Genomic DNA, 18,606 nt, shown 5'->3' on the forward strand with positions numbered 1-18,606 from the left:
CGGAGTTGACGTGCCCCGCGGCAGCACGAGCCGCCGCAGGCGACACGTCAGCGGGCGCCCTGACCGGCGTCGGCGAGCCCGGCCGAGTCATCGTCGCCACGCAACACACGGGCGAGGCGCGGACGGTCGAGCTCGCGCTCCCATGCGGACACCACCACCGTTGCCACGCCATTGCCAATGATATTGGTCAGCGCGCGGCACTCGCTCATAAAGCGGTCGATACCGAGAATCAGCACCATGCCGGCCACCGGAATGTCCGGCACCACGGCCAGCGTCGCGGCCAGCGTGATAAAGCCCGAACCGGTGACACCGCTTGCGCCCTTGGACGTCAGCATGGCCACCGCGAGGATGGTCAGCTGTTGCCATAGCGTCAGGTCGATGCCAGTGGCCTGCGCGATGAACACCACCGCCAGCGTCATGTAGATGTTGGTGCCGTCAAGGTTGAACGAATAACCGGTCGGCACCACTAGGCCCACCACCGGCTTGGAGCAGCCGAGGCGTTCCATCTTCTCCATCAGGTGCGGCAGCGCGGCTTCCGACGAGCTGGTACCGAGCACGATCAGCAGTTCTTCCTTGATATACGCGACGAAGCGGATGATCGAGAAGCCCGTGAAACGCGCGATGGTACCGAGCACCACCAGCACGAACACGACGGCCGTGAAGTAGAACGTGCCGATCAGCTTGAGCAGCGGAATCAGCGAGCCCAGACCGTACTTGCCGATGGTGAAGGCCATCGCGCCGAACGCGCCGATCGGCGCGACCTTGGTGATGACGTGCACGATGTGGAAGAACACCTTCGAGACTTGATCCACCATGTCGTGGATCACCTTCGCGCGGTCGCCGACGACGCCGAGCGCCGAGCCGAAGAACAGCGAAACCAGCAGGATCTGCAGGATGTCGCCATTGGCAAACGCGCTGAAGATCGTGTCCGGGATGATGTGCATCAGGAATTCGACGCTGCTCTGGCCATGGGCCTTCGACACGTATTGCGAGATCGCCTTGGTGTCGAGCGTGGCGGGGTCGATGTTGAAACCGACGCCGGGCTTGAGCAGATGCGCGGCGCACAGGCCGATCAACAGCGCAAACGTCGACACGATTTCAAAGTACAGCAGTGCCTTGCCACCTACGCGGCCCACCTTCTTCATATCGCGCATGCCGGCAATGCCGGAAACGACGGTACAGAAGATGATCGGACCGATGATCATCTTGATGAGCTTGATGAAGGCATCGCCGAGTGGCTTCATCTCGACCGCAGTGTTGGGCCAGAAATGGCCCAGCACGATGCCGACGATGATGGCGAAGATCACCTGCGCATACAGGATCTTGTAAAAGGGTTTCCTCATGATGTCGTCCTCGGTATTTGACCGTGACGGATGCCGCGACCCGGCAACCGATTTTCCGCACGTCTCGGAATTGCGACGCGTCTGGTTGTAACTGTTTGCAACCCGCATGCCAGTGCATACATCGATCGCAACGCATTGATTGAAAAGCATTTTTTTCTGGGGGTGCGCGCCAAGGCTCCGACTTTCCGGAATTCCGGAAACGGCCGGTCCGGAGATCCGGAAGAAATAGAGATTTAAAAAGCACTTTTCGCACTGAGGAAAGCGTTGACGGCGTCACGTGAGGGCTTCTGACAGGCCAGCGAACGCATCGGATTCCGGAAATCCGGGCAGCCGTTTCGGGCAGTAGCGCGTGTGCGTGCACGTATAATTGCGAGCTTCCCCGGACGTCCCCCCGCCGACGCATGAGCAGCCACTTCCAACACCACGTATTTTTCTGCCTGAACCAGCGCGAGAACGGCAAGGCATGCTGCGCCGACCACAACGCCAAAGAGATGCAGCAGTACGCCAAGAAGCGTTGCAAGGAGCTTGGCATCTCGGGCGAAGGGCGCGTGCGGATCAACCAGGCCGGGTGTCTCGACCGATGTGAACTCGGCCCGGTACTCGTGGTCTACCCCGAGGCCGTCTGGTACACCTTCGTCGACGAGCAGGACATCGACGAGATTATCGAGAGCCATCTGGTGAACGGTAAGCCGGTCGAGCGTTTGATGGTCGATCGCTAAGGTCGTTGTTGAGATCGATCAGTCAGCTTCACCCGCACTGCCACCCTTCCTGTCGTACTCCTGCCCGATAACATGAACGCGCACACCGAGGTTCTCTCCATCGCCGGCCCCGTCGGCGCCATCGATATTTCGGTCGATCGTCCGCAGAACGCTCCCGTGCGCGGTCTCGCGCTGGTGGCGCATCCCCATCCGCTGTTCGCCGGCACCAAGGACAACAAGGTGGCGCAGACGCTGGCGCGCACGTTCGTGGCGCTGGGCTATGCCACCGTGCGGCCGAACTTCCGCGGCGTGGGCGGCACCGAGGGCGAGCATGACAAGGGCATCGGCGAGCAGGACGACCAGTTGGCGGTGATCGACTGGATGCGCCAGCAGACCGCATGGTCGCCCGATGCCGCCACGCTGCCGCTCGCGCTCGGTGGCTTCTCGTTCGGCAGTTTCGTGACCACACATGTGGCGCGCCGGCTCGCCGAAGCGGGTACGCCCGCGCAACGCCTGGTACTGGTCGGCACCGCCACCAGCCGCTGGGAAGTCTGCGACGTGCCGGCCGATACCATCGTGATTCACGGCGAGCTCGATGACACCGTGGCGCTTGCGAGCGTGTTCGACTGGGCACGCCCGCAGGAACTGCCCGTGATCGTGATTCCGGGCGCCGACCACTTCTTCCATCGCAAGCTGCACCTCATTAAGCAGCTTGTTGTAAACGCCTGGGCGACCACGTCGGCCTGACGTCCAAACTTTTTCGAATCTTAGGTAACTGAACAATGATGAACAGAGCCATGCCGCACCTCGCGCCTCTTGCCTCCATCGCGCTTGCCGCCACGCTGGCCGCCGCTCCGATGGCCGTGCTCGCGCAGGGCGTGCCGATGCCGCAGGTGGCCGCCAAGTCCTGGATGCTCTATGACGTGACCAGCGGCCAGGCGCTTGCCTCGCAGAACGCCGACCAGCGCGTCGAGCCCGCGTCCCTGACGAAGCTGATGACCGCGTACCTGGCCTTTGCCGCGCTCAAGGAAAAACGCCTGACGCTCGAGCAGACCGTGGTGCCGACCTCGCTCGTGCTCAAGGTGAAGAGCGACGAGTCGCGCATGTTCATCGAGCCGAACAAGCCCGTGAGCGTGCAGGACCTGCTGCTAGGCCTGATCGTGCAGTCGGGCAACGACGCCGCGCTGGCACTGGCCGAAGCCGTGGGTGGCTCGGAAGAAGGCTTCGTCAAGATGATGAACGACGAGGCGGGGCGCATGGGCCTCAAGGGCACGCACTTCACGAACACCGACGGTATTCCCGACCCGAATCACTACACCACCGCGATGGATCTGGCCACGCTGACCACGCGGCTGATCAACGACTTCCCCGAGTACTACCCGATGTACTCGCAGAAGGAGTTCACCTATAACAAGATCAGGCAGCCGAACCGCAATCGCCTGCTGTACATCGACCCGACCGTCGATGGCGTGAAGACCGGCCACACCAAGTCCGCCGGCTACTGCCTGGTCTCCTCGGCCAAGCGCCCGCTTGCCAACGTGCCGAACGGCTCGCGCCGCCTGGTGTCGATCGTGATCGGCACGGTGAGCGAACAGACGCGTACCGCGGAAAGCCTGAAGATCCTGAACTACGGCTTCCAGTTCTTCGACACGCTGCGCCTGTACGACAAGGGCCAGGTACTGGCAACGCCGGACATCTACAAGGGCAAGGCTGGCACCATCAAGATCGGCGTGTCCAGCGAGACGTTCGTGACCGTGCCCAAGGGTACCGGCGGCCGCCTCAAGCCCGTGCTCGAGCGCCAGGAGCTGCTGATCGCGCCGATCTCGGCGGGCCAGCAGGTGGGTACCGTCAAGCTGATGGACGGCACCACGAAGGTCGGCGAGTTCCCGGTGGTCGCGCTCGAGGAAGTGCCCGAGGCTGGCTTCTTCGGCCGTCTGTGGGACACCATCCGCCTGTGGTTCAAGCGCAAGTAATGACGCAACCGAGCTCCTGAGGATTAAAAGCATGAGTACCGATTCCAACGATCAAGACAACGACCGTAAGGACGATCCGACCGAGGGCGTCTCGCCACGCGAGTCGCTGATCGAATACCCGAGCGATTTTCCGATCAAGGTCATGGGCGCGATGCAGGATGGTTTCGCCGAAACCATCGTGGAAGTCGTGCGAGGCTTCGATCCCGAATTTGACGCCGGCAAGATGGAAATGCGTCCGTCGCGCAACGGCAACTACCTGGGCCTGACGGTGACGGTACGGGCGACGAGCCGCGAACAGCTCGACAACCTGTACCGCGCGCTGAGCTCGCACCCGATGGTCAAGGTGGTGATGTAAGTGAATGTGATCACGCTCAAGCCGGGCAAGGAGAAGTCCCTGCTCCGGCGCCATCCGTGGGTCTATGCCACGGGTATTGCCACCACCACCGGTCGTTGCGAGCCGGGCGCCACCGTGACGGTGCGCGCCGCCGACGGACGCTTTCTGGCGCGCGGGGCCTATAGCCCCGAGTCGCAGATCCGCGTACGGGTATGGACCTTCGACGAGGACGAGCCCGTCGATCACGCGCTGATCAAACGGCGCGTGGCCAGCGCGCTTGCGCATCGCAAGCAATGGGTACACGACACCAGCGCCGTGCGGATCGTGTTCGGCGAATCGGACCGCTTGCCGGGCCTGATCGTCGATTACTACGGCACGGGCGAGCGTGGCCAGCTGGTGTGCCAGTTCAACTCCGCCGGTGTGGAGCAGTGGAAGAGCGCGATCGTGCAGGCGCTGGTCAAGGAGACCGGCTGCCCCAACGTGTACGAGCGTTCCGACGCGGCCGTGCGCGAGCGCGAAGGGCTGCCGTTGGTGACCGGCGTGCTCGCCGGCGCCGAGCCCGATCCCGAGCTGTCGGTGACCGAGCACGGGGTGCGCTACTACGTGGACGTGCGCAACGGCCACAAGACCGGCTTCTACGTCGACCAGCGCGACAACCGCAAGCTGGTCGGCGATCTCGCGCAGGGTCGCGAAGTGCTGAACTGCTTCTGCTACACGGGCGGCTTCTCGCTGGCCGCGTTGCGTGGCGGTGCGACGGCCGTAACGTCGATCGACTCGTCGGGTGAGGCGCTCAAGATCGCCGCCAACAACGTCACGCTGAACGGCTTCGACGCGGAACGTGCCACGTGGCTCGATGCCGACGTGTTCAAGACGCTGCGGCAGTTCCGCGCCGAGGGCCGCCAGTTCGACCTGATCGTGCTCGATCCGCCGAAGTTCGCGCCGTCCGCGCAGCATATCGAGCGGGCCGCGCGCGCGTACAAGGAGATCAACCTGGTCGGCATGCAATTGCTGCGGCCGGGCGGGCTGCTGTTCACGTATTCGTGCTCGGGTGCGATCAGCATGGAACTGTTCCAGAAGATCGTGGCGGGCGCCGCCACCGATGCGCGCGCGGATGCCCGCATCCTGCGCCGCCTGTCGGCCGGCACCGATCATCCGATGTCCGCGGCCTTCCCGGAAGGCGAATATCTAAAGGGCCTGCTTCTCGAAAAGATCTGAAGCTGACTGTCTTGGGACGGTAACAATGGCCACCTATCATTGGCTTCGCGGTGGAAGCATTGGCAGGTGCCCCACCGCCTCTTCTTATCAGTCTTCGTGGTAATTGCCCCGCAGGTAAGACCTGCGGGGCATTTTTTTGCCTGAAACTAGACGACTGCCACTAGCGATAGCCGCCACGAAACTCCCTATAATCGACCGATCGTCGAACGATCGTTCGCAAAAAAGGAGACCTCATGCCCGCCGCCAAGCACCTGCCACCGGTTCTGCAAGATCTGGCCCTGCCTGTCATTGCCTCACCGATGTTTATCGTGAGCTATCCCGAGCTCGTGCTGGCGCAGTGCAAGGCCGGGATCGTCGGTTCGTTTCCGGCGCTCAATGCGCGGCCCGCGGAGCTGCTCGACGAATGGCTGACGATGATGCAGGAGGAACTGGCCGCGCATGTGGCGGCGAACCCTGGCGCGCGCGTGGGCCCGATCGCGGTGAACCAGATCGTGCACGCTTCCAATGCGCGGCTGGAGCATGACATCAAGGTGTGCGTCGAACACAAGGTGCCGATCTTCATCACGTCGCTGCGCGCGCCGCCCAAGGAGATGATCGATGCCGTGCACAGCTATGGCGGCATCGTGCTGCACGACGTGATCAACCTGCGCCATGCGGAGAAGGCGATCGAGGCCGGCGTCGATGGCCTGATCCTCGTCGCGGCCGGTGCGGGGGGCCATGCGGGCATGATGTCGCCGTTCGCGCTCGTGGGCGAAGTGCGTCGCATCTTCGATGGCCCGATCGCGCTGTCGGGCTCGATCGCCACTGGCGATGCCGTGCTGGCGGCCCAGGCGATGGGCGCCGACTTCGCGTACGTCGGCACGCGCTTTATCGCATCGCAGGAAGCGCATGCAAGCCCCGAATACAAGCATTCGATCACGCATTCGGCCGCGGCGGATATCATCTACACCAACCTGTTCACGGGCGTGCATGGCAACTACATCCGCGAGAGCATCCTCAATTCGGGGCTCGATCCGGAAAACCTGCCGGTCGCGGACAAGTCCAAGATGGATTTCTCGAGCGGTAGCTCCAAGACCAAGGCTTGGAAGGACATCTGGGGCGCAGGCCAGGGCGTGGGACAGATCCACGATATTCCAACCGCGGGCGAGATCGTCGCGCGCATGAAGACCGAATACGATGCCGCAAGAGCCCGGCTCGCACTCTCGCTATAGTCGTCCCGTCAGGGCGCTCTGGGTCACCCTGGGCGTCATCAGCCTGGTGCTCGGCATCATCGGCATCTTCCTGCCGCTGCTGCCGACCACGCCGTTCGTGCTGCTGGCCGCCGCGTGTTTCGCGCGCGGCTCGGCGCGCTTTCATACCTGGCTCGTTTCGCATCCGCGCTTCGGGCCCACCATCCTCGACTGGCAGAAGCATCGCGCGATTCCCTGGCGTGCCAAGGTGTTCGCGCTGTCGACAATGTGGGTGTCGATGGGGACCACCGCGTGGTTCCTGCGCGCGCGCCCTTATGCTTCCCTCACGCTGATCGGCATCGCGCTCGCGGTGAGCATCTGGATGCTGCGGCTGCCGACGCGCGCGCCGGCAAGCCGATCCTCGTCTCAGTCGTAACGACGCGCGTCCTCGATGGTCTTGCCGTCCTGCGGCAACGCGCCTTCGGCCACGAACCTTACCTCGCCGCGCAGGCGCAACACCTCGCGCAATGACGTGCCGATGGCCGTGGCCAGTGCGTCGTCCTGCCGCGTCGCATCGCAATGCAGCGTCATGGTGTCCGCACCCACGGTGCCCGTCACCACGAGCCGCGCGGCACGCACTTCCGGATGGCGCCGTACCACCTCCGCCACCTGCCCCGGATAGACGAACATGCCCTTGACCTTGGTGGTCTGGTCCGCGCGGCCGAGCCACCCCTTGAGCCGGATATTGGTGCGGCCGCACGGACTCGCACGCTGCGGCGAATCGGCCACGATCGCCGACAGGTCGCCAGTGCCGAAGCGGATCAGCGGATAGTCGCCATTGGCGAGCACGGTTACCACCACTTCACCGATCTCGCCATCGGGCATCGGCTGCGTGCCGCCGGGCTCGACGATCTCCACCAACACGCCCTCATCGACGATCCAGCCATCGCCACCCTCGGTCTCGTAGGCGATCAGGCCGAGGTCGGCGGTGCCGTACATCTGGCGCGCGGTCACGCCGTGGTCGTGCAGCCACGCGCGCAGCGGCGGCGGACAGGCCTCGCCCGAGACCAACGCCTTGGACAGGCTCGCGCAGGGCTGCCCCATCTCGGCACCTCGCTCGAGCAGCAGCTTGAGGAACGATGGCGTACCCGCATAGGCGGAGGGCTGCAAGCTGGCCAACGCTTCCACCTGCGACTCGGTCTGCCCGACGCCGGCGGGGAACACACAGCAGCCGAGGCGGTGCGCGCCGGTTTCCATCATCATGCCGGCCGGCGTGAAGTGATACGAGAACGTGTTGTAGACCAGTTCCCCCGCACGAAAACCCGCGGCGTACATCGCGCGCGCCACGCGCCACCAGTCGCCCGAATGGCCATCGGGTTCGTGGATTGGACCCGGCGAGCGGAACAGATGACGCAGGCCGCCGATCGGCGTGGCGTTGAGCCCGCCAAGCGGGGGCGCCAGACGTTGGCGCGCGGTCAGTTCGGACTTGCGCGTGACCGGTAGCTGTGCAAGCGCCTCGCGCGTATGGACGTCGCGCGCATCGATGTGGCCGAGTACCTCGGCGAAATACGTCGCGTGGGACTGCGCATGCGCGACCTGTCGCGACAACGCGGCAAGTTGCGCGTGTTCGCGCGCTTCCGGCTCGCGTGTTTCGAGCGCGTCGAAATACTCGCCGGTGCCCGCGGCGGCCATCTGATTGGTGTCCATGAATCGATCCTTCACGCCAGCCAGCGTTTGCGGCGGCGATAGCTCTTTACGTCGCGGAACGACTTGCGCGCGGCGCCTTCCGCATCGTTCGCCGCCACGCCGAGGTAGAACTCCTTGACGTCCTCGTTGGTGCGCAGCGACTCGGCATCGCCATCCATCACCACGCGGCCGTTCTCGAGGATGTAGCCATAGTCCGCATAGCGCAGCGCCACCATCGTGTTCTGCTCCGCCAGCAGAAAGCTCACGCGCTCGCGCCCGTTGAGGTCGCGCACGATCTCGAAGATCTCCTCGACGATCTGCGGCGCGAGCCCCATCGATGGCTCGTCGAGCAGGATCATCGCGGGCTTGGCCATCATCGCCCGGCCGATCGCACACATCTGCTGCTCGCCGCCCGACGTGTACCCGGCCTGCGACTTGCGTCGCGTCTTCAGCCGCGGGAAGTAGTCATAGATCTTCTCGAGCTCGTCGCGCGTGGCCGCGCGGGACAGCCCGCGCGTGTATGCACCGGTCAGCAGGTTCTCCTCGATGGTCAGGTGCGCAAAGCAGTGGCGCCCCTCCATCACCTGGATCACACCGCGCCGCACGAGGTCGTTCGGCGTGAGCTGATCGACGCGATCCCCGCGGTAGGTGATGGAGCCCTTGGTCACGTCACCACGCTCGGCGTGCAGCAGGTTGGAGATGGCCTTGAGCGTGGTGGTCTTGCCGGCGCCATTGGCGCCGAGCAGGGCCACGATACGACCCTCGGGCACTTCGAGCGAGACGCCCTTGAGCACGAGGATCACGTGGTCGTAGATGACCTCGATATTGTTGACGGTGAGCATGGCGTCAGGACTTCACGCAGCCCGGCGTGATGCCCTTCTCCTTCGCGTATTGCGCCGCGTTGGCCTTGAACAGCGGGTGGATCAGCGCCTTGTTGCCTTCGATCCAGTCCGACACCACGACCCACTTGCTGCCGTCCCACTGCTGAATCTTCACCTTGCCCGAGCCCTCGTGGTTCTCGCACGACGTCTTGATCTCGGGCAGCAATCCGGTGGCGCCGAGCTGCTGCAGACGCGCGTTGGTCACGTTGAGGTTCTCGAAGGCCCAGCGCATCTGATCGCCGTTCATCGGTTTGCCCTTGCCGAACTTGTCCTGCGCAACGCGAATCGCTTCCACCGTCACCACGGCCGCCGATACGCCACGGTTGTAGAGCACCGAGCCCACCTTGTTGCGGTCCTGCATATTGCCCTTGTTGGCGCCGTAGACCACCTTGTCGATATCGGCGATCAGCGGCACGTTGCGGCCCGCCACGTTCCACGTCGCGCTCAGATACCCCTTGGCCGCGTCGCCGGCGGGCACGGTGTCCTCTTCCGAGCCGGCCCACCACGAGCCGATCATCTTGTCGCGCGAGAAGCCGACCTTCTGCGCCGCCTTGAGCGCGGTCTGGTTCATCACACCCCAGCCCCAGAAGATCACGTAGTCCGGATTCTCCTGGCGAATGCGCAGCCACTGCGCGCCCTGCTCGTTGCCGGGGTGCGCCACCGGAATCTCGACGAGGTTGAACTTGTTGAGCTTGGACTCCGCCTGCAACGCGACGATCGGCTCCTTGCCGTATGCCGAGTCGTGATACAGGTAGACGATCTTCTTGCCCGCGAGCGAACCGCCGCTCTTCGTCTGCAGGTATTTGACGATGGCCGACACCTGCATCTGATACGTGGTGACGAGCGGGAATGCGTATGGGAACACCGAGCCGTCCACCGCGTCGGTGCGGCCATAGCCCATCATGACCAGCGGGACCTTGTCGGCCGCGGTCTTGTCCACCAGCGCGTACGAGATGCCCGTCGACATCGAGTGATAGGCCGTGCCTTTGGTGGTCGCGTTCTTGGCCTTCAAACGCTCATAGCACTCGACGCCCTTGGCGTTGTTGTACTCGGTCTCGCACTCCTCCCACGACAGCTTGACGCCGTTGACGCCGCCGTCCTTGAGGTTCACGTAGTTGAGGTAGTCGATAAAGCCACCGTAGAACGACTGGCCGTTGGCGCCGTAGGGGCCGACGCGATAGCTGGGCAGCGCGACAAACTGCTCGTTGGTCTGCGCGAATGCGGCGCCGGCCGGCGCGAGCAGCGCCACGGCGGTAGCCGCCGCGAGCGCGACACGCCACAAATTGCGGATCTCGAATGCCATGACTTGTCTCCTGTTCCTGATGTTTGTTGTTTTGCTACTACCCCTCGAAATCCCTTCGGTGCGGCTCAATGTGGAAATGGCCACAGGCGCAGCTTCTCCTTGCCGATCTGCCACAGGCGCGCGAGCCCGTGCGGCTCGACGATCAGGAAGAAGATGATCAGGCCGCCGAACACCATCAGCTGGATATGCGAAACAGTGGCGTTGGTGAACGGCAGGTTGAGCGTCGTGGCGAGCGCCGGCAGCACGTTGTCGAGAAAGATCGGCAGCAGCAGGATGAACGCCGCGCCGAGGAACGAGCCGAGAATGCTGCCCACCCCGCCGATGATGATCATGAACAGCACGCGGAACGACAGGTCCAGCGAGAACCCATCCGGCTCCACCGAGCCGAGGTAGCAGAACGCGTACAGCGCGCCCGCCACGCCGCAGTAGAACGAACTGACCGCAAAGGCCAGCAGCTTGGTGCGCATCAGCGGAATGCCAATGACCTCCGCAGCCACGTCCATGTCGCGCACCGCCATCCATGCGCGGCCCGTGGCCGAGCGTACGAGGTTCTTGGCCAGCAGCGCGAGCACGGTCACCACGCCGAGCACGAACAGGTATTTGCGCACCGGCGTGTCGAGCGGCAGGCCGAACAGGTCCAGCCGCTGGGCCGTAATCACGCCCGAGGAGCTGTTGTTCGAGAACCAGGGAAACTTGGTCAGCGCCCACACCACGAAGAACTGCGCGGCCAGCGTGGCCACCGCGAGGTAAAACCCCTTGATGCGCAGCGAGGGTAGCCCGAACGCCACGCCCACAAGGGCCGCGGAGAGACCCGCCAGCACGAAGGTGAGCAGCACCGGCAGCCCTTCGATACGTAGCTGGAAGTTGTACGCGGCGTACGCGCCCACGGCCATGAATGCGGCCGTGCCGAGCGAGAGCTGGCCCGCGTAGCCGGTGAGGATGTTGAGCCCGAGCGCGGCCAGCGAGAAGATCAGGAACGGAATCAGGATCGCGTTGAACCAGTATTCGCTGCCGAGGAACGGCACGGCAACGAATGCGATCGCCATCGCGAACGCGAAGCCGATGCGGTCCTGACGGATGGGGAAGATCTGGCTGTCGGCGACGTATGAGGTCTTGAACTGGCCCGCTTCACGATAGAACATTGTCCCTGCTCCTCAGACCCGATCGATGTGCTTCTCGCCGAACAGCCCCTCAGGCCTGACGAGAAGAAACAGCAGTGCGAACACATACGGGAACCAGCCCTCGATGCCACCGAAGTTGCCCCCGAACATCGACTGGAACACCGGCGGGATATAGATTTCCGCCAGCTTCTCCGACGCGCCGATGATCAGGCCGCCGACGATCGCGCCAGGCACCGAGGTAAAGCCGCCGAGGATCAGCACCGGCAGCGCCTTGAGCGCGGTCAGCGTCAGCGCGAACTGCACGCCGTTGCGCGAGCCCCAGAGCATGCCGGCCACCAGCGCGACAAAGCCCGCCACGCCCCACACGATGGCCCAGATATGCTGCAGCGGAATGCCGAGCGAAAGCGCGGCCTGGTGATCGTCGGCCACCGCGCGCAGCGCGCGTCCGACCTTGGTGTACTGGAAGAACAGCGCGAGCGAGCCTACCAGGATCGCGGCGATGCCTGCGGCCGCGAGGTCGAACTTCGATATCACGATATTGAAGTGCGTGAGGATCGGCTCGATCGGCTCATCGACGATGCCGAGCTGGATCGGCCGCACCTCGTTGCCAAACAGCAGCGGCCCGAGTCCTTCGAGGAAGAACGACAGCCCGATGGTCGCCATGAATAGCGTGATCGGCGGCTGGTTGACGAGCTTACGCAGCACGAGTCGTTCGGTGCCGATGCCGACCAGCACCATCACCACGAAGGCGCCGATGACCGCGGCCCACATCGGCATGCCCTTGTCCATCAGGCCGACCACCGCGAGCGCGGCAAAGTACACCATCGCGCCCTGCGCGAAGTTGAACACGCCGGACGCCTTGTAGATCAGCACGAAGCCCAGCGCGACGAGCGAGTACATCAGTCCCGACAGCAACCCGCCCAGCAGAATTTCAAAGAAGAAAGTCATGTTCGATGCCCGCGCTGGTTTAGTGCGACGCGCCGAGATAGGCGCGGATGACGTCCGGATTGGCCTTCACCTCTTCCGGCGTGCCGTCGCCGATCTTCTTGCCGTAGTCGAGCACGACCACGCGGTCCGAGATATCCATGACCACGCCCATGTCATGCTCGATCAGTACGATGGTCGTGCCGAACTGCTGGTTGACGTCCAGGATGAAGCGGCACATGTCCTGCTTCTCCTCGACGTTCATGCCGGCCATCGGCTCGTCGAGCAGCAGCATCGATGGCTCGGCCGCGAGCGCGCGCGCGAGTTCCACGCGCTTTTGCAAGCCGTATGGCAACCGTCCCACCGGCGTCTTGCGGATGGCCTGAATTTCGAGGAAATCGATCACCTCCTCGACCTTGCGCCGGTGACGCATCTCCTCCGCGCGCGCGGGTCCCCACCACAGCGCGTGCGCGAGGATGCCGCTGCGGAACAGCGTGTTGCGCCCGGTCATGATGTTGTCGAGCACCGTCATGCCCTTGAACAGCGCGATGTTCTGGAACGTGCGCGCAATGCCCTGGCGCGCGGCCGCGGTCGGATGCATCTGCCGGCGCTCCTCGCCGCGGAATACGATGCGTCCCTGCTGCGGGTGATACACGCCATTGATCACGTTGAGCATCGAACTCTTGCCCGCACCGTTGGGGCCGATGATCGCGCGGATCTCGTGCTCGCACACATCGAACGAGATGTCGGTCAGCGCCTTCACACCGCCGAACGCCAGCGAGATGTGCTGCAGGTCCAGAATCACGTCGCCACGCGTGTGCGCGCGCGTCGGCATGCGAGGGTCCAGCGCTTCGCCGGGCCGCACCTCCGCACAAGGGGTGTGCGGAGAGCCCGCACCTTGCGCGGGCGATGCGATCGTGCCGGTCGTGGTGTGCGCGCTCATCGTCTGCGTACCCCCTGGTGGGGGGCTGTCCGCGCGGGTCCGTGCCATCTGTGTCATGCCATCGCTCCGTTCGGGTTAGGCTGCACGCGTGGCGCCTGGCGTGTGGCCCGGCAGAAACCGCGTGGCCTCCACCAGTTTCAGCGTGGCGGACACGCTGCCTTCGCGCCCGTCCTCGAACTTGACGCGCGTCTCGATGAACTGCTCGGTCGCGCCTGTATAGAGCGCGTCGATCAGCACGGCATACTTCTCAGCGATAAAGCCGCGGCGCACCTTGCGCGTGCGCGTGAGCTCGTCGTCGTCGGGGTCCAGTTCCTTGTGCAGTATCAGGAAGCGCGCGATCTGCGAGCCGGCAAGCATCGGATCGTTGGCAAGGTCCGCGTTCACCTGCGCGACGCATTCGGCGATCATCGCGATCACCTCGGGCTGCCCGGCGAGGTCGACGTAGCCCGCATACGCCAGATGGCGCCGTTCGGCCCAGTTGCCGACCGCGTCGAAGTCGATATTGATAAAGGCGGTCACGTGCGCGCGCTCCGCGCCGAAGGCCACCGCCTCCTTGATGTACGGGAAGAACTTGAGCTTGTTCTCGATGTACTTCGGCGCGAACATCGAGCCGTCGGCGAGCTTGCCGACGTCCTTCGCGCGATCGATGATCTTCAGGTGACCATCGGCATCGATCACGCCAGCGTCGCCGGTCATGAAGTAGCCGTCGTCGTTGATCGCTTCGCGCGTGGCATCGGGACGCTTGTAGTACGCCTTGAGCAGGCCCACGCCGCGCACCAGCACCTCGCCGTTGTCGGCGATGCGGATCTCCATGCCAGGCGCGGCCGGCCCCACGGAATCGAACTTGACCTGACCGTCCGGCTGCAGGCAGACGTAGGCGCAGGTCTCGGTCTGCCCGTAGAACTGCTTCAGGTTGACGCCAATCGAGCGATAGAAGCGGAACAGATCGGGCCCGATGGCCTCGCCCGCGGTGTAGGCCACACGGATGCGGCTCATGCCGAGCACGTTGCGCAGCGGACCGAAGATCAGCGCAGCACCCACCGCATAGCGCAGGCGCTCGACCGGCGCAACGTGACGACCGTCGAGCAGATCCGCGCCGCAGCGGCGGGCCACGGCCATCGCCCAATGGAACAGCTTGCGCTTGATCCATCCCGCATCTTCCATGCGGATCATCACCTGCGTGAGCAGGCCTTCGTAGATGCGCGGCGGCGCGAAGTAATACGTGGGGCCGATCTCGCGCAGGTCGGTCATCACGGTCTCGCGCGACTCGGGACAATTCACCGTGAAGCCGGCCACCATCGCCTGCGCATACGAGAACAGGTTGTCGCCGACCCATGCCATCGGCAGATACGACAGCACATCGTCATCGGGGCCGAGGCCATCGAAACCGCAGCCGTTGCGCGCGGCGCCGATCAGACCCTCGTGCGCGTGGCACACGCCCTTCGGCTTGCCCGTGGTACCCGACGTGTAGAGGATGATCGCGGTGTCGCCAGGCTGGCCCGCGGCCACCGCCTCGTCATACATGCCCGGATGCGTGCGATCGTACTCGCGGCCGATTTCCTGCAACCGCTCGTAGGACAGCAGCGACGGATGATCGTAATCGCGCAGGCCGCGTGGATCCTCGTAAATCAGATGGCGTACCGCGCGGCCGCGCGCAGCCAGTTGCGCTTCCACCTCGAGCAGCTTGTCCACCTGCTCCTGATCCTCGACCACCGCGAAATCGATCTCTGCGTCGTCGAGCACGTACACCATCTCGTTGGCGATCGCATCCTGATAGAGCGGCACCGGTACACCGCCGAGCGCCTGCGCGGCGGTCATCGCCCAGTACAGACGCGGCCGGTTATCGCCGATCACGGCGAGGTTCATACCGCGCGTAAAGCCGAGCGCCGCGAGCCCGCACGCGGCTTCGCGCACCTCGCGTGCAACCTGGGCCCAGTTGTGAGTCTGCCAGATACCGAGGTCCTTCTCGCGGTAAGCCGGATGGTTTGGCCGCTGCCCGGCATGCGCCAGCAGCAATCGCGGAAAGGTCGTTGCCGACAACGTCGCTGCAAACGACTGCTGCATCGCTCCACCTCCTGTGCCGCAGTGTGGGGGCACGCCCGGGTATCAAGCCATTGGAGCGGTCGCTATACTGGGCCGTGCCGCGCGTCGCTGGTGTGCGTGCCGCACCGCATCAAATGCCCGCCGTGCCTTGTCCTGTCTGGCACGCGCCCCGCTGTCCCTGTGATGTAACGGTACGATAGCCCATGGAAATTGGCGGGGTTGTCGCGCCGGTGACAATCTCGGGTTAATCCCTACGGGAGTTGCCGCGCCGATGCAGAATGCCAAGCCGAACGCCGACGCCAATGACTTGATCGACCGCTGCGTGTGGGCGCGCGATCTGAGCACGGCGCAGCGCGACCATGTCCGCGCCGTGACAGTGATACGCGAGTACGACCAGGGCGACTACGTCGTGCACAAGGGCGATATGGCCGACCATTGGCTCGGCGTGGTCGAGGGCATCGTCAAGATCACGACGGTATCGCCGTCGGGCAAATCGGTGACCTTCACAGGTGTACCGACCGGAGGCTGGTTTGGCGAAGGCGCCGTACTCAAGTCGGAAGTGCGCAAATACGACGTGATGGCGCTGCGCCGCTCGCGCATCGCGTTTATTCCGCGCGAGACGTTTCAATGGCTGCTTGAAACGAGCCTGCCGTTCACGCGCTTCCTGCTGACGCAGTTCAACGAACGACTCGGGCAATTCATCGCCGCGGTGGAATACGAACGGCTGCTCGACATCGACTCGCGCGTCGCGCGCGCGGTGTCGTCTCTGTTCAACGAGCAACTGTATCCGGGGCTAGGCAATACGATCGAGATCTCGCAGGAAGAGATCGGCCTGCTGGCTGGCATCTCGCGGCAACGCGCGAACCAGGCGCTCAAGGTGCTGGAGCAGCAGGGACTGGTGCGTGTGGACTATGGCGTGATCGAGGTACTCGATCTGGACGGATTGCGGCAGTACGGAGAGTGAAACATCACGACTTGCCACCGGCCTCGCGCAGGAACGCCAGCGCGCGGTCTTCGCTGACGTAGGCCGAGTTCACGCGCACCCACGGCGTGGTCTCGCCGCCCGGGCGGAAAAAATTGCCTGGCGCGATCTTGACGCCGTGGCGCTCGCCGATCGCCAGCAGTTCGCGCGAGTCCTCGATACCCTGCGGACGCGTCCACAGGAAGTTGCCACCGGCCGGTTCGCAGAACACTTCCCAGCCGCAGTCCGCGAGCGTGTCCACCGCATCGGCGGTGACCTCGCGCGTGCGCAGCCGCAGCCGGTCCACATACTTGCGATACGCACCGCGTTCGAGCAGGCATGCCGTGACCGCCTCCGCGAAGTAGGAGCCCGCCACGCTCGTCAGCACCTTCACATCCGCCAGCGCCTTGATCACCGGCTTGCTCGCGACGATGTAGCCGACGCGCAGCGCGGCCGAGACCGTCTTGGAAAAACCACCGATGTAGATCACGTGCTCGAGCTGGTCGAGCGTGGCAAGGCGATCGGTGAAGTGCGTCTGGAAGTCAGAGAAGATGTCATCCTCGACAAAGCGGAAGTCATGCTTGCGCGCGAGTTCGAGCAGGCGAAATGCGACGCGCGGCGCGAGCGTCGAGCCGGTCGGGTTCTGCAGGATGCTGTTGGTGAAGAACAGCTTGGGCTTGTGTTCGCGCAGCAGCGCCTCGGCCGCGTCGGGGTCGGGACCATCGGGTGTCTGCGGCACGCCCACGAGCTTGACGCCATGCAGCCGCAGCAGGCCGAACAGGTTGTAGTAGCCGGGGTCTTCGACAAACACGGTATCGCCGGGCTTCAGCAGATGCCGCACGACGAGGTCCATCGCCTGACTCGCGCCGTTGGTAATCAGCACCTGCGGCAACTCCGCGTTGATGCCCACCTGCCGCACGCGCGTCAGCACATGCTGGCGCAGCTCGGGCAGGCCCAATGGCGTTGCATAGTGAATCAGGCTGTCGACGTTATGACGCGAGACATGGCGAATCGCCGCGGTCAGGCCATCCACATCGCGCCATGATTCGGGCACGAAGCCGCCCGCGAGCTTGAGCATGCCGTACGGATGATGAAACTGCTCGATGATGTGGTCCGACAGATCCTCGGCCAGGCTTGGATCGGACCAGCCGCGCATCGCACGACCGGACAGTGGGCTGTCCGCGACGTAGAAGCCGGAACCCTGACGGGAATCGAGCAGCCCCTGCGACACCAGGCGGTCATAGGCCTCGATCACCGGAAAGCGGCTGATGCCGTGATCGGCCGCAAGCTGGCGGATCGACGGCAGCTTGGCACCGGGCCGCGCTTCGCGCGTGCCAATCCACGTGCGCACCGAGTTGACGATCTGTTCGGTCAGCGGCACCCCGGTGGTGGCGTCGATCATCAGCTTCATGAATCCCCCTGCATTGTTTCAAAGGCCGCGAACTGTCAGAGAAAACTACTGAACAGTTCATCTAAAACTGTTCGGAACTGTGCATGGGATTGTAGTGCAGGCCATGAATAATGGCAGCACGGTTCCGCGCCTTGCGGGGCCACGCTGCAGAAGGAGATGGGCCATGCGAGAACTCAGGACATTCGAATTGAACGAGCCGGGCCGGCTCGTGAACTGGCGCGCGCGCCACGACCAGCGCGTGCTGGCGCTGGAAGGCGTGCTATGGCTGACCGTCGAGGGCGTGCCATGCGACATCTGGCTCCGGCCCGGCACCGAACACGTGCTGCGCGAGGGCGAGATGGTGTGGCTGTCCGGCGAGGGCGGCGCGGCGCGCTTCGTGCTGTCGGAACCGGCCGCGCACTGGTCCGCCGGGCGCACCTTGCGACTGGCCCGCCGCGCGCTGGCGCGCATGACGAGCACGGTCGCCTATGGCGCGTGCCCGCGCGCGTCCTGATTGATGCGCTGCAACCCGAACAGCACACCGGCGACGCCCGTTTGAGTTACGTTAACGTAAGCGTCAAGTAACGTCATATAATCCACCGAGTCCGGCCAGAGCGACCAT

18 protein-coding genes are annotated in these 18,606 nt (G+C 64.3%); 9 read left to right on the plus strand and 9 right to left on the minus strand.

Features of this window, described 5'->3' with window-relative positions:
• Positions 1–47: 47 nt before the first annotated feature.
• On the minus strand, positions 48–1,343 hold the full coding sequence (locus LDO41_RS10670; protein WP_223986613.1) for a dicarboxylate/amino acid:cation symporter: 1,296 nt from the start codon (positions 1,341–1,343) through the stop codon (positions 48–50).
• 401 nt (positions 1,344–1,744) lie between these two features.
• Here LDO41_RS10670 and LDO41_RS10675 point away from each other — a divergent pair, with 401 nt between their 5' ends.
• The 7 genes from LDO41_RS10675 to LDO41_RS10705 all read left to right on the plus strand — a co-directional run bounded on the left by LDO41_RS10675 (position 1,745) and on the right by LDO41_RS10705 (position 7,168).
• On the plus strand, positions 1,745–2,062 hold the full coding sequence (locus LDO41_RS10675; RefSeq protein WP_223986615.1) for a (2Fe-2S) ferredoxin domain-containing protein: 318 nt from the start codon (positions 1,745–1,747) through the stop codon (positions 2,060–2,062).
• Between the two features lie 72 nt (positions 2,063–2,134).
• Positions 2,135–2,788: an alpha/beta hydrolase gene (locus tag LDO41_RS10680; protein WP_223986618.1), complete on the plus strand. Its 654-nt coding sequence runs from the start codon at positions 2,135–2,137 to the stop codon at positions 2,786–2,788.
• A 35-nt stretch (positions 2,789–2,823) separates the two neighbouring features.
• Positions 2,824–4,014 carry a D-alanyl-D-alanine carboxypeptidase family protein gene (locus LDO41_RS10685; RefSeq protein WP_223986622.1) on the plus strand — a complete coding sequence of 397 codons (1,191 nt, stop codon included), beginning with the start codon at positions 2,824–2,826 and terminating at the stop codon, positions 4,012–4,014.
• A 31-nt stretch (positions 4,015–4,045) separates the two neighbouring features.
• Positions 4,046–4,369 (plus strand): DUF493 family protein, encoded by a 324-nt coding sequence (locus LDO41_RS10690; protein ID WP_223986625.1) that lies wholly within the window; start codon positions 4,046–4,048, stop codon positions 4,367–4,369.
• The gene (locus LDO41_RS10695; protein ID WP_223986628.1) at positions 4,370–5,563 is read left to right on the plus strand and encodes a class I SAM-dependent rRNA methyltransferase; all 1,194 of its coding nucleotides are present in this window, start codon (positions 4,370–4,372) and stop codon (positions 5,561–5,563) included.
• A gap of 233 nt (positions 5,564–5,796) precedes the next feature.
• Positions 5,797–6,774 (plus strand): NAD(P)H-dependent flavin oxidoreductase, encoded by a 978-nt coding sequence (locus tag LDO41_RS10700; protein WP_223986629.1) that lies wholly within the window; start codon positions 5,797–5,799, stop codon positions 6,772–6,774.
• Positions 6,740–7,168 carry a YbaN family protein gene (locus tag LDO41_RS10705; RefSeq protein WP_223986632.1) on the plus strand — a complete coding sequence of 143 codons (429 nt, stop codon included), beginning with the start codon at positions 6,740–6,742 and terminating at the stop codon, positions 7,166–7,168. The genes LDO41_RS10700 and LDO41_RS10705 overlap by 35 nt, the downstream gene beginning before the upstream one ends.
• Here LDO41_RS10705 and LDO41_RS10710 read toward each other — a convergent pair.
• The 7 genes from LDO41_RS10710 to LDO41_RS10740 form a co-directional block, all read right to left on the minus strand.
• Positions 7,159–8,439: a phenylacetate--CoA ligase family protein gene (locus LDO41_RS10710; protein ID WP_223986649.1), complete on the minus strand. Its 1,281-nt coding sequence runs from the start codon at positions 8,437–8,439 to the stop codon at positions 7,159–7,161. The two genes, LDO41_RS10705 and LDO41_RS10710, sit on opposite strands and share 10 nt — an antisense overlap.
• A gap of 11 nt (positions 8,440–8,450) precedes the next feature.
• A complete protein-coding gene (locus LDO41_RS10715) occupies positions 8,451–9,260 on the minus strand; it encodes an ABC transporter ATP-binding protein (protein ID WP_223986653.1) in 810 nt (269 codons plus the stop codon).
• Between the two features lie 4 nt (positions 9,261–9,264).
• On the minus strand, positions 9,265–10,602 hold the full coding sequence (locus LDO41_RS10720) for an ABC transporter substrate-binding protein (RefSeq protein ID WP_223986666.1): 1,338 nt from the start codon (positions 10,600–10,602) through the stop codon (positions 9,265–9,267).
• A 65-nt stretch (positions 10,603–10,667) separates the two neighbouring features.
• Positions 10,668–11,744, minus strand: a complete 1,077-nt coding sequence (locus tag LDO41_RS10725; protein ID WP_223986669.1) for a branched-chain amino acid ABC transporter permease — start codon at positions 11,742–11,744, stop codon at positions 10,668–10,670.
• A gap of 12 nt (positions 11,745–11,756) precedes the next feature.
• Positions 11,757–12,671: a branched-chain amino acid ABC transporter permease gene (locus tag LDO41_RS10730; RefSeq protein ID WP_223986672.1), complete on the minus strand. Its 915-nt coding sequence runs from the start codon at positions 12,669–12,671 to the stop codon at positions 11,757–11,759.
• A gap of 19 nt (positions 12,672–12,690) precedes the next feature.
• A complete protein-coding gene (locus LDO41_RS10735; RefSeq protein WP_377741756.1) occupies positions 12,691–13,647 on the minus strand; it encodes an ABC transporter ATP-binding protein in 957 nt (318 codons plus the stop codon).
• Between the two features lie 18 nt (positions 13,648–13,665).
• Positions 13,666–15,654, minus strand: coding sequence for an AMP-dependent synthetase/ligase (locus LDO41_RS10740; RefSeq protein ID WP_223986689.1), 1,989 nt, complete (start codon positions 15,652–15,654; stop codon positions 13,666–13,668).
• Positions 15,655–15,904: 250 nt separating this feature from the next.
• On the opposite strand from LDO41_RS10740, the gene LDO41_RS10745 reads away from it, so the two are divergent.
• Positions 15,905–16,597 (plus strand): Crp/Fnr family transcriptional regulator, encoded by a 693-nt coding sequence (locus LDO41_RS10745; protein WP_223986693.1) that lies wholly within the window; start codon positions 15,905–15,907, stop codon positions 16,595–16,597.
• A gap of 4 nt (positions 16,598–16,601) precedes the next feature.
• Here LDO41_RS10745 and LDO41_RS10750 read toward each other — a convergent pair whose 3' ends face one another.
• Positions 16,602–18,005 (minus strand): aminotransferase-like domain-containing protein, encoded by a 1,404-nt coding sequence (locus LDO41_RS10750; protein WP_223986696.1) that lies wholly within the window; start codon positions 18,003–18,005, stop codon positions 16,602–16,604.
• 163 nt (positions 18,006–18,168) lie between these two features.
• Between LDO41_RS10750 and LDO41_RS10755 the strand changes: the two genes are divergently transcribed.
• The gene (locus LDO41_RS10755; RefSeq protein ID WP_223986699.1) at positions 18,169–18,498 is read left to right on the plus strand and encodes a DUF2917 domain-containing protein; all 330 of its coding nucleotides are present in this window, start codon (positions 18,169–18,171) and stop codon (positions 18,496–18,498) included.
• Positions 18,499–18,606 lie beyond the last annotated feature (108 nt).

The sequence above is a fragment of the Cupriavidus pampae genome (assembly GCF_914271485.1).
In the GTDB taxonomy this organism is placed as follows: domain Bacteria; phylum Pseudomonadota; class Gammaproteobacteria; order Burkholderiales; family Burkholderiaceae; genus Cupriavidus; species Cupriavidus pampae.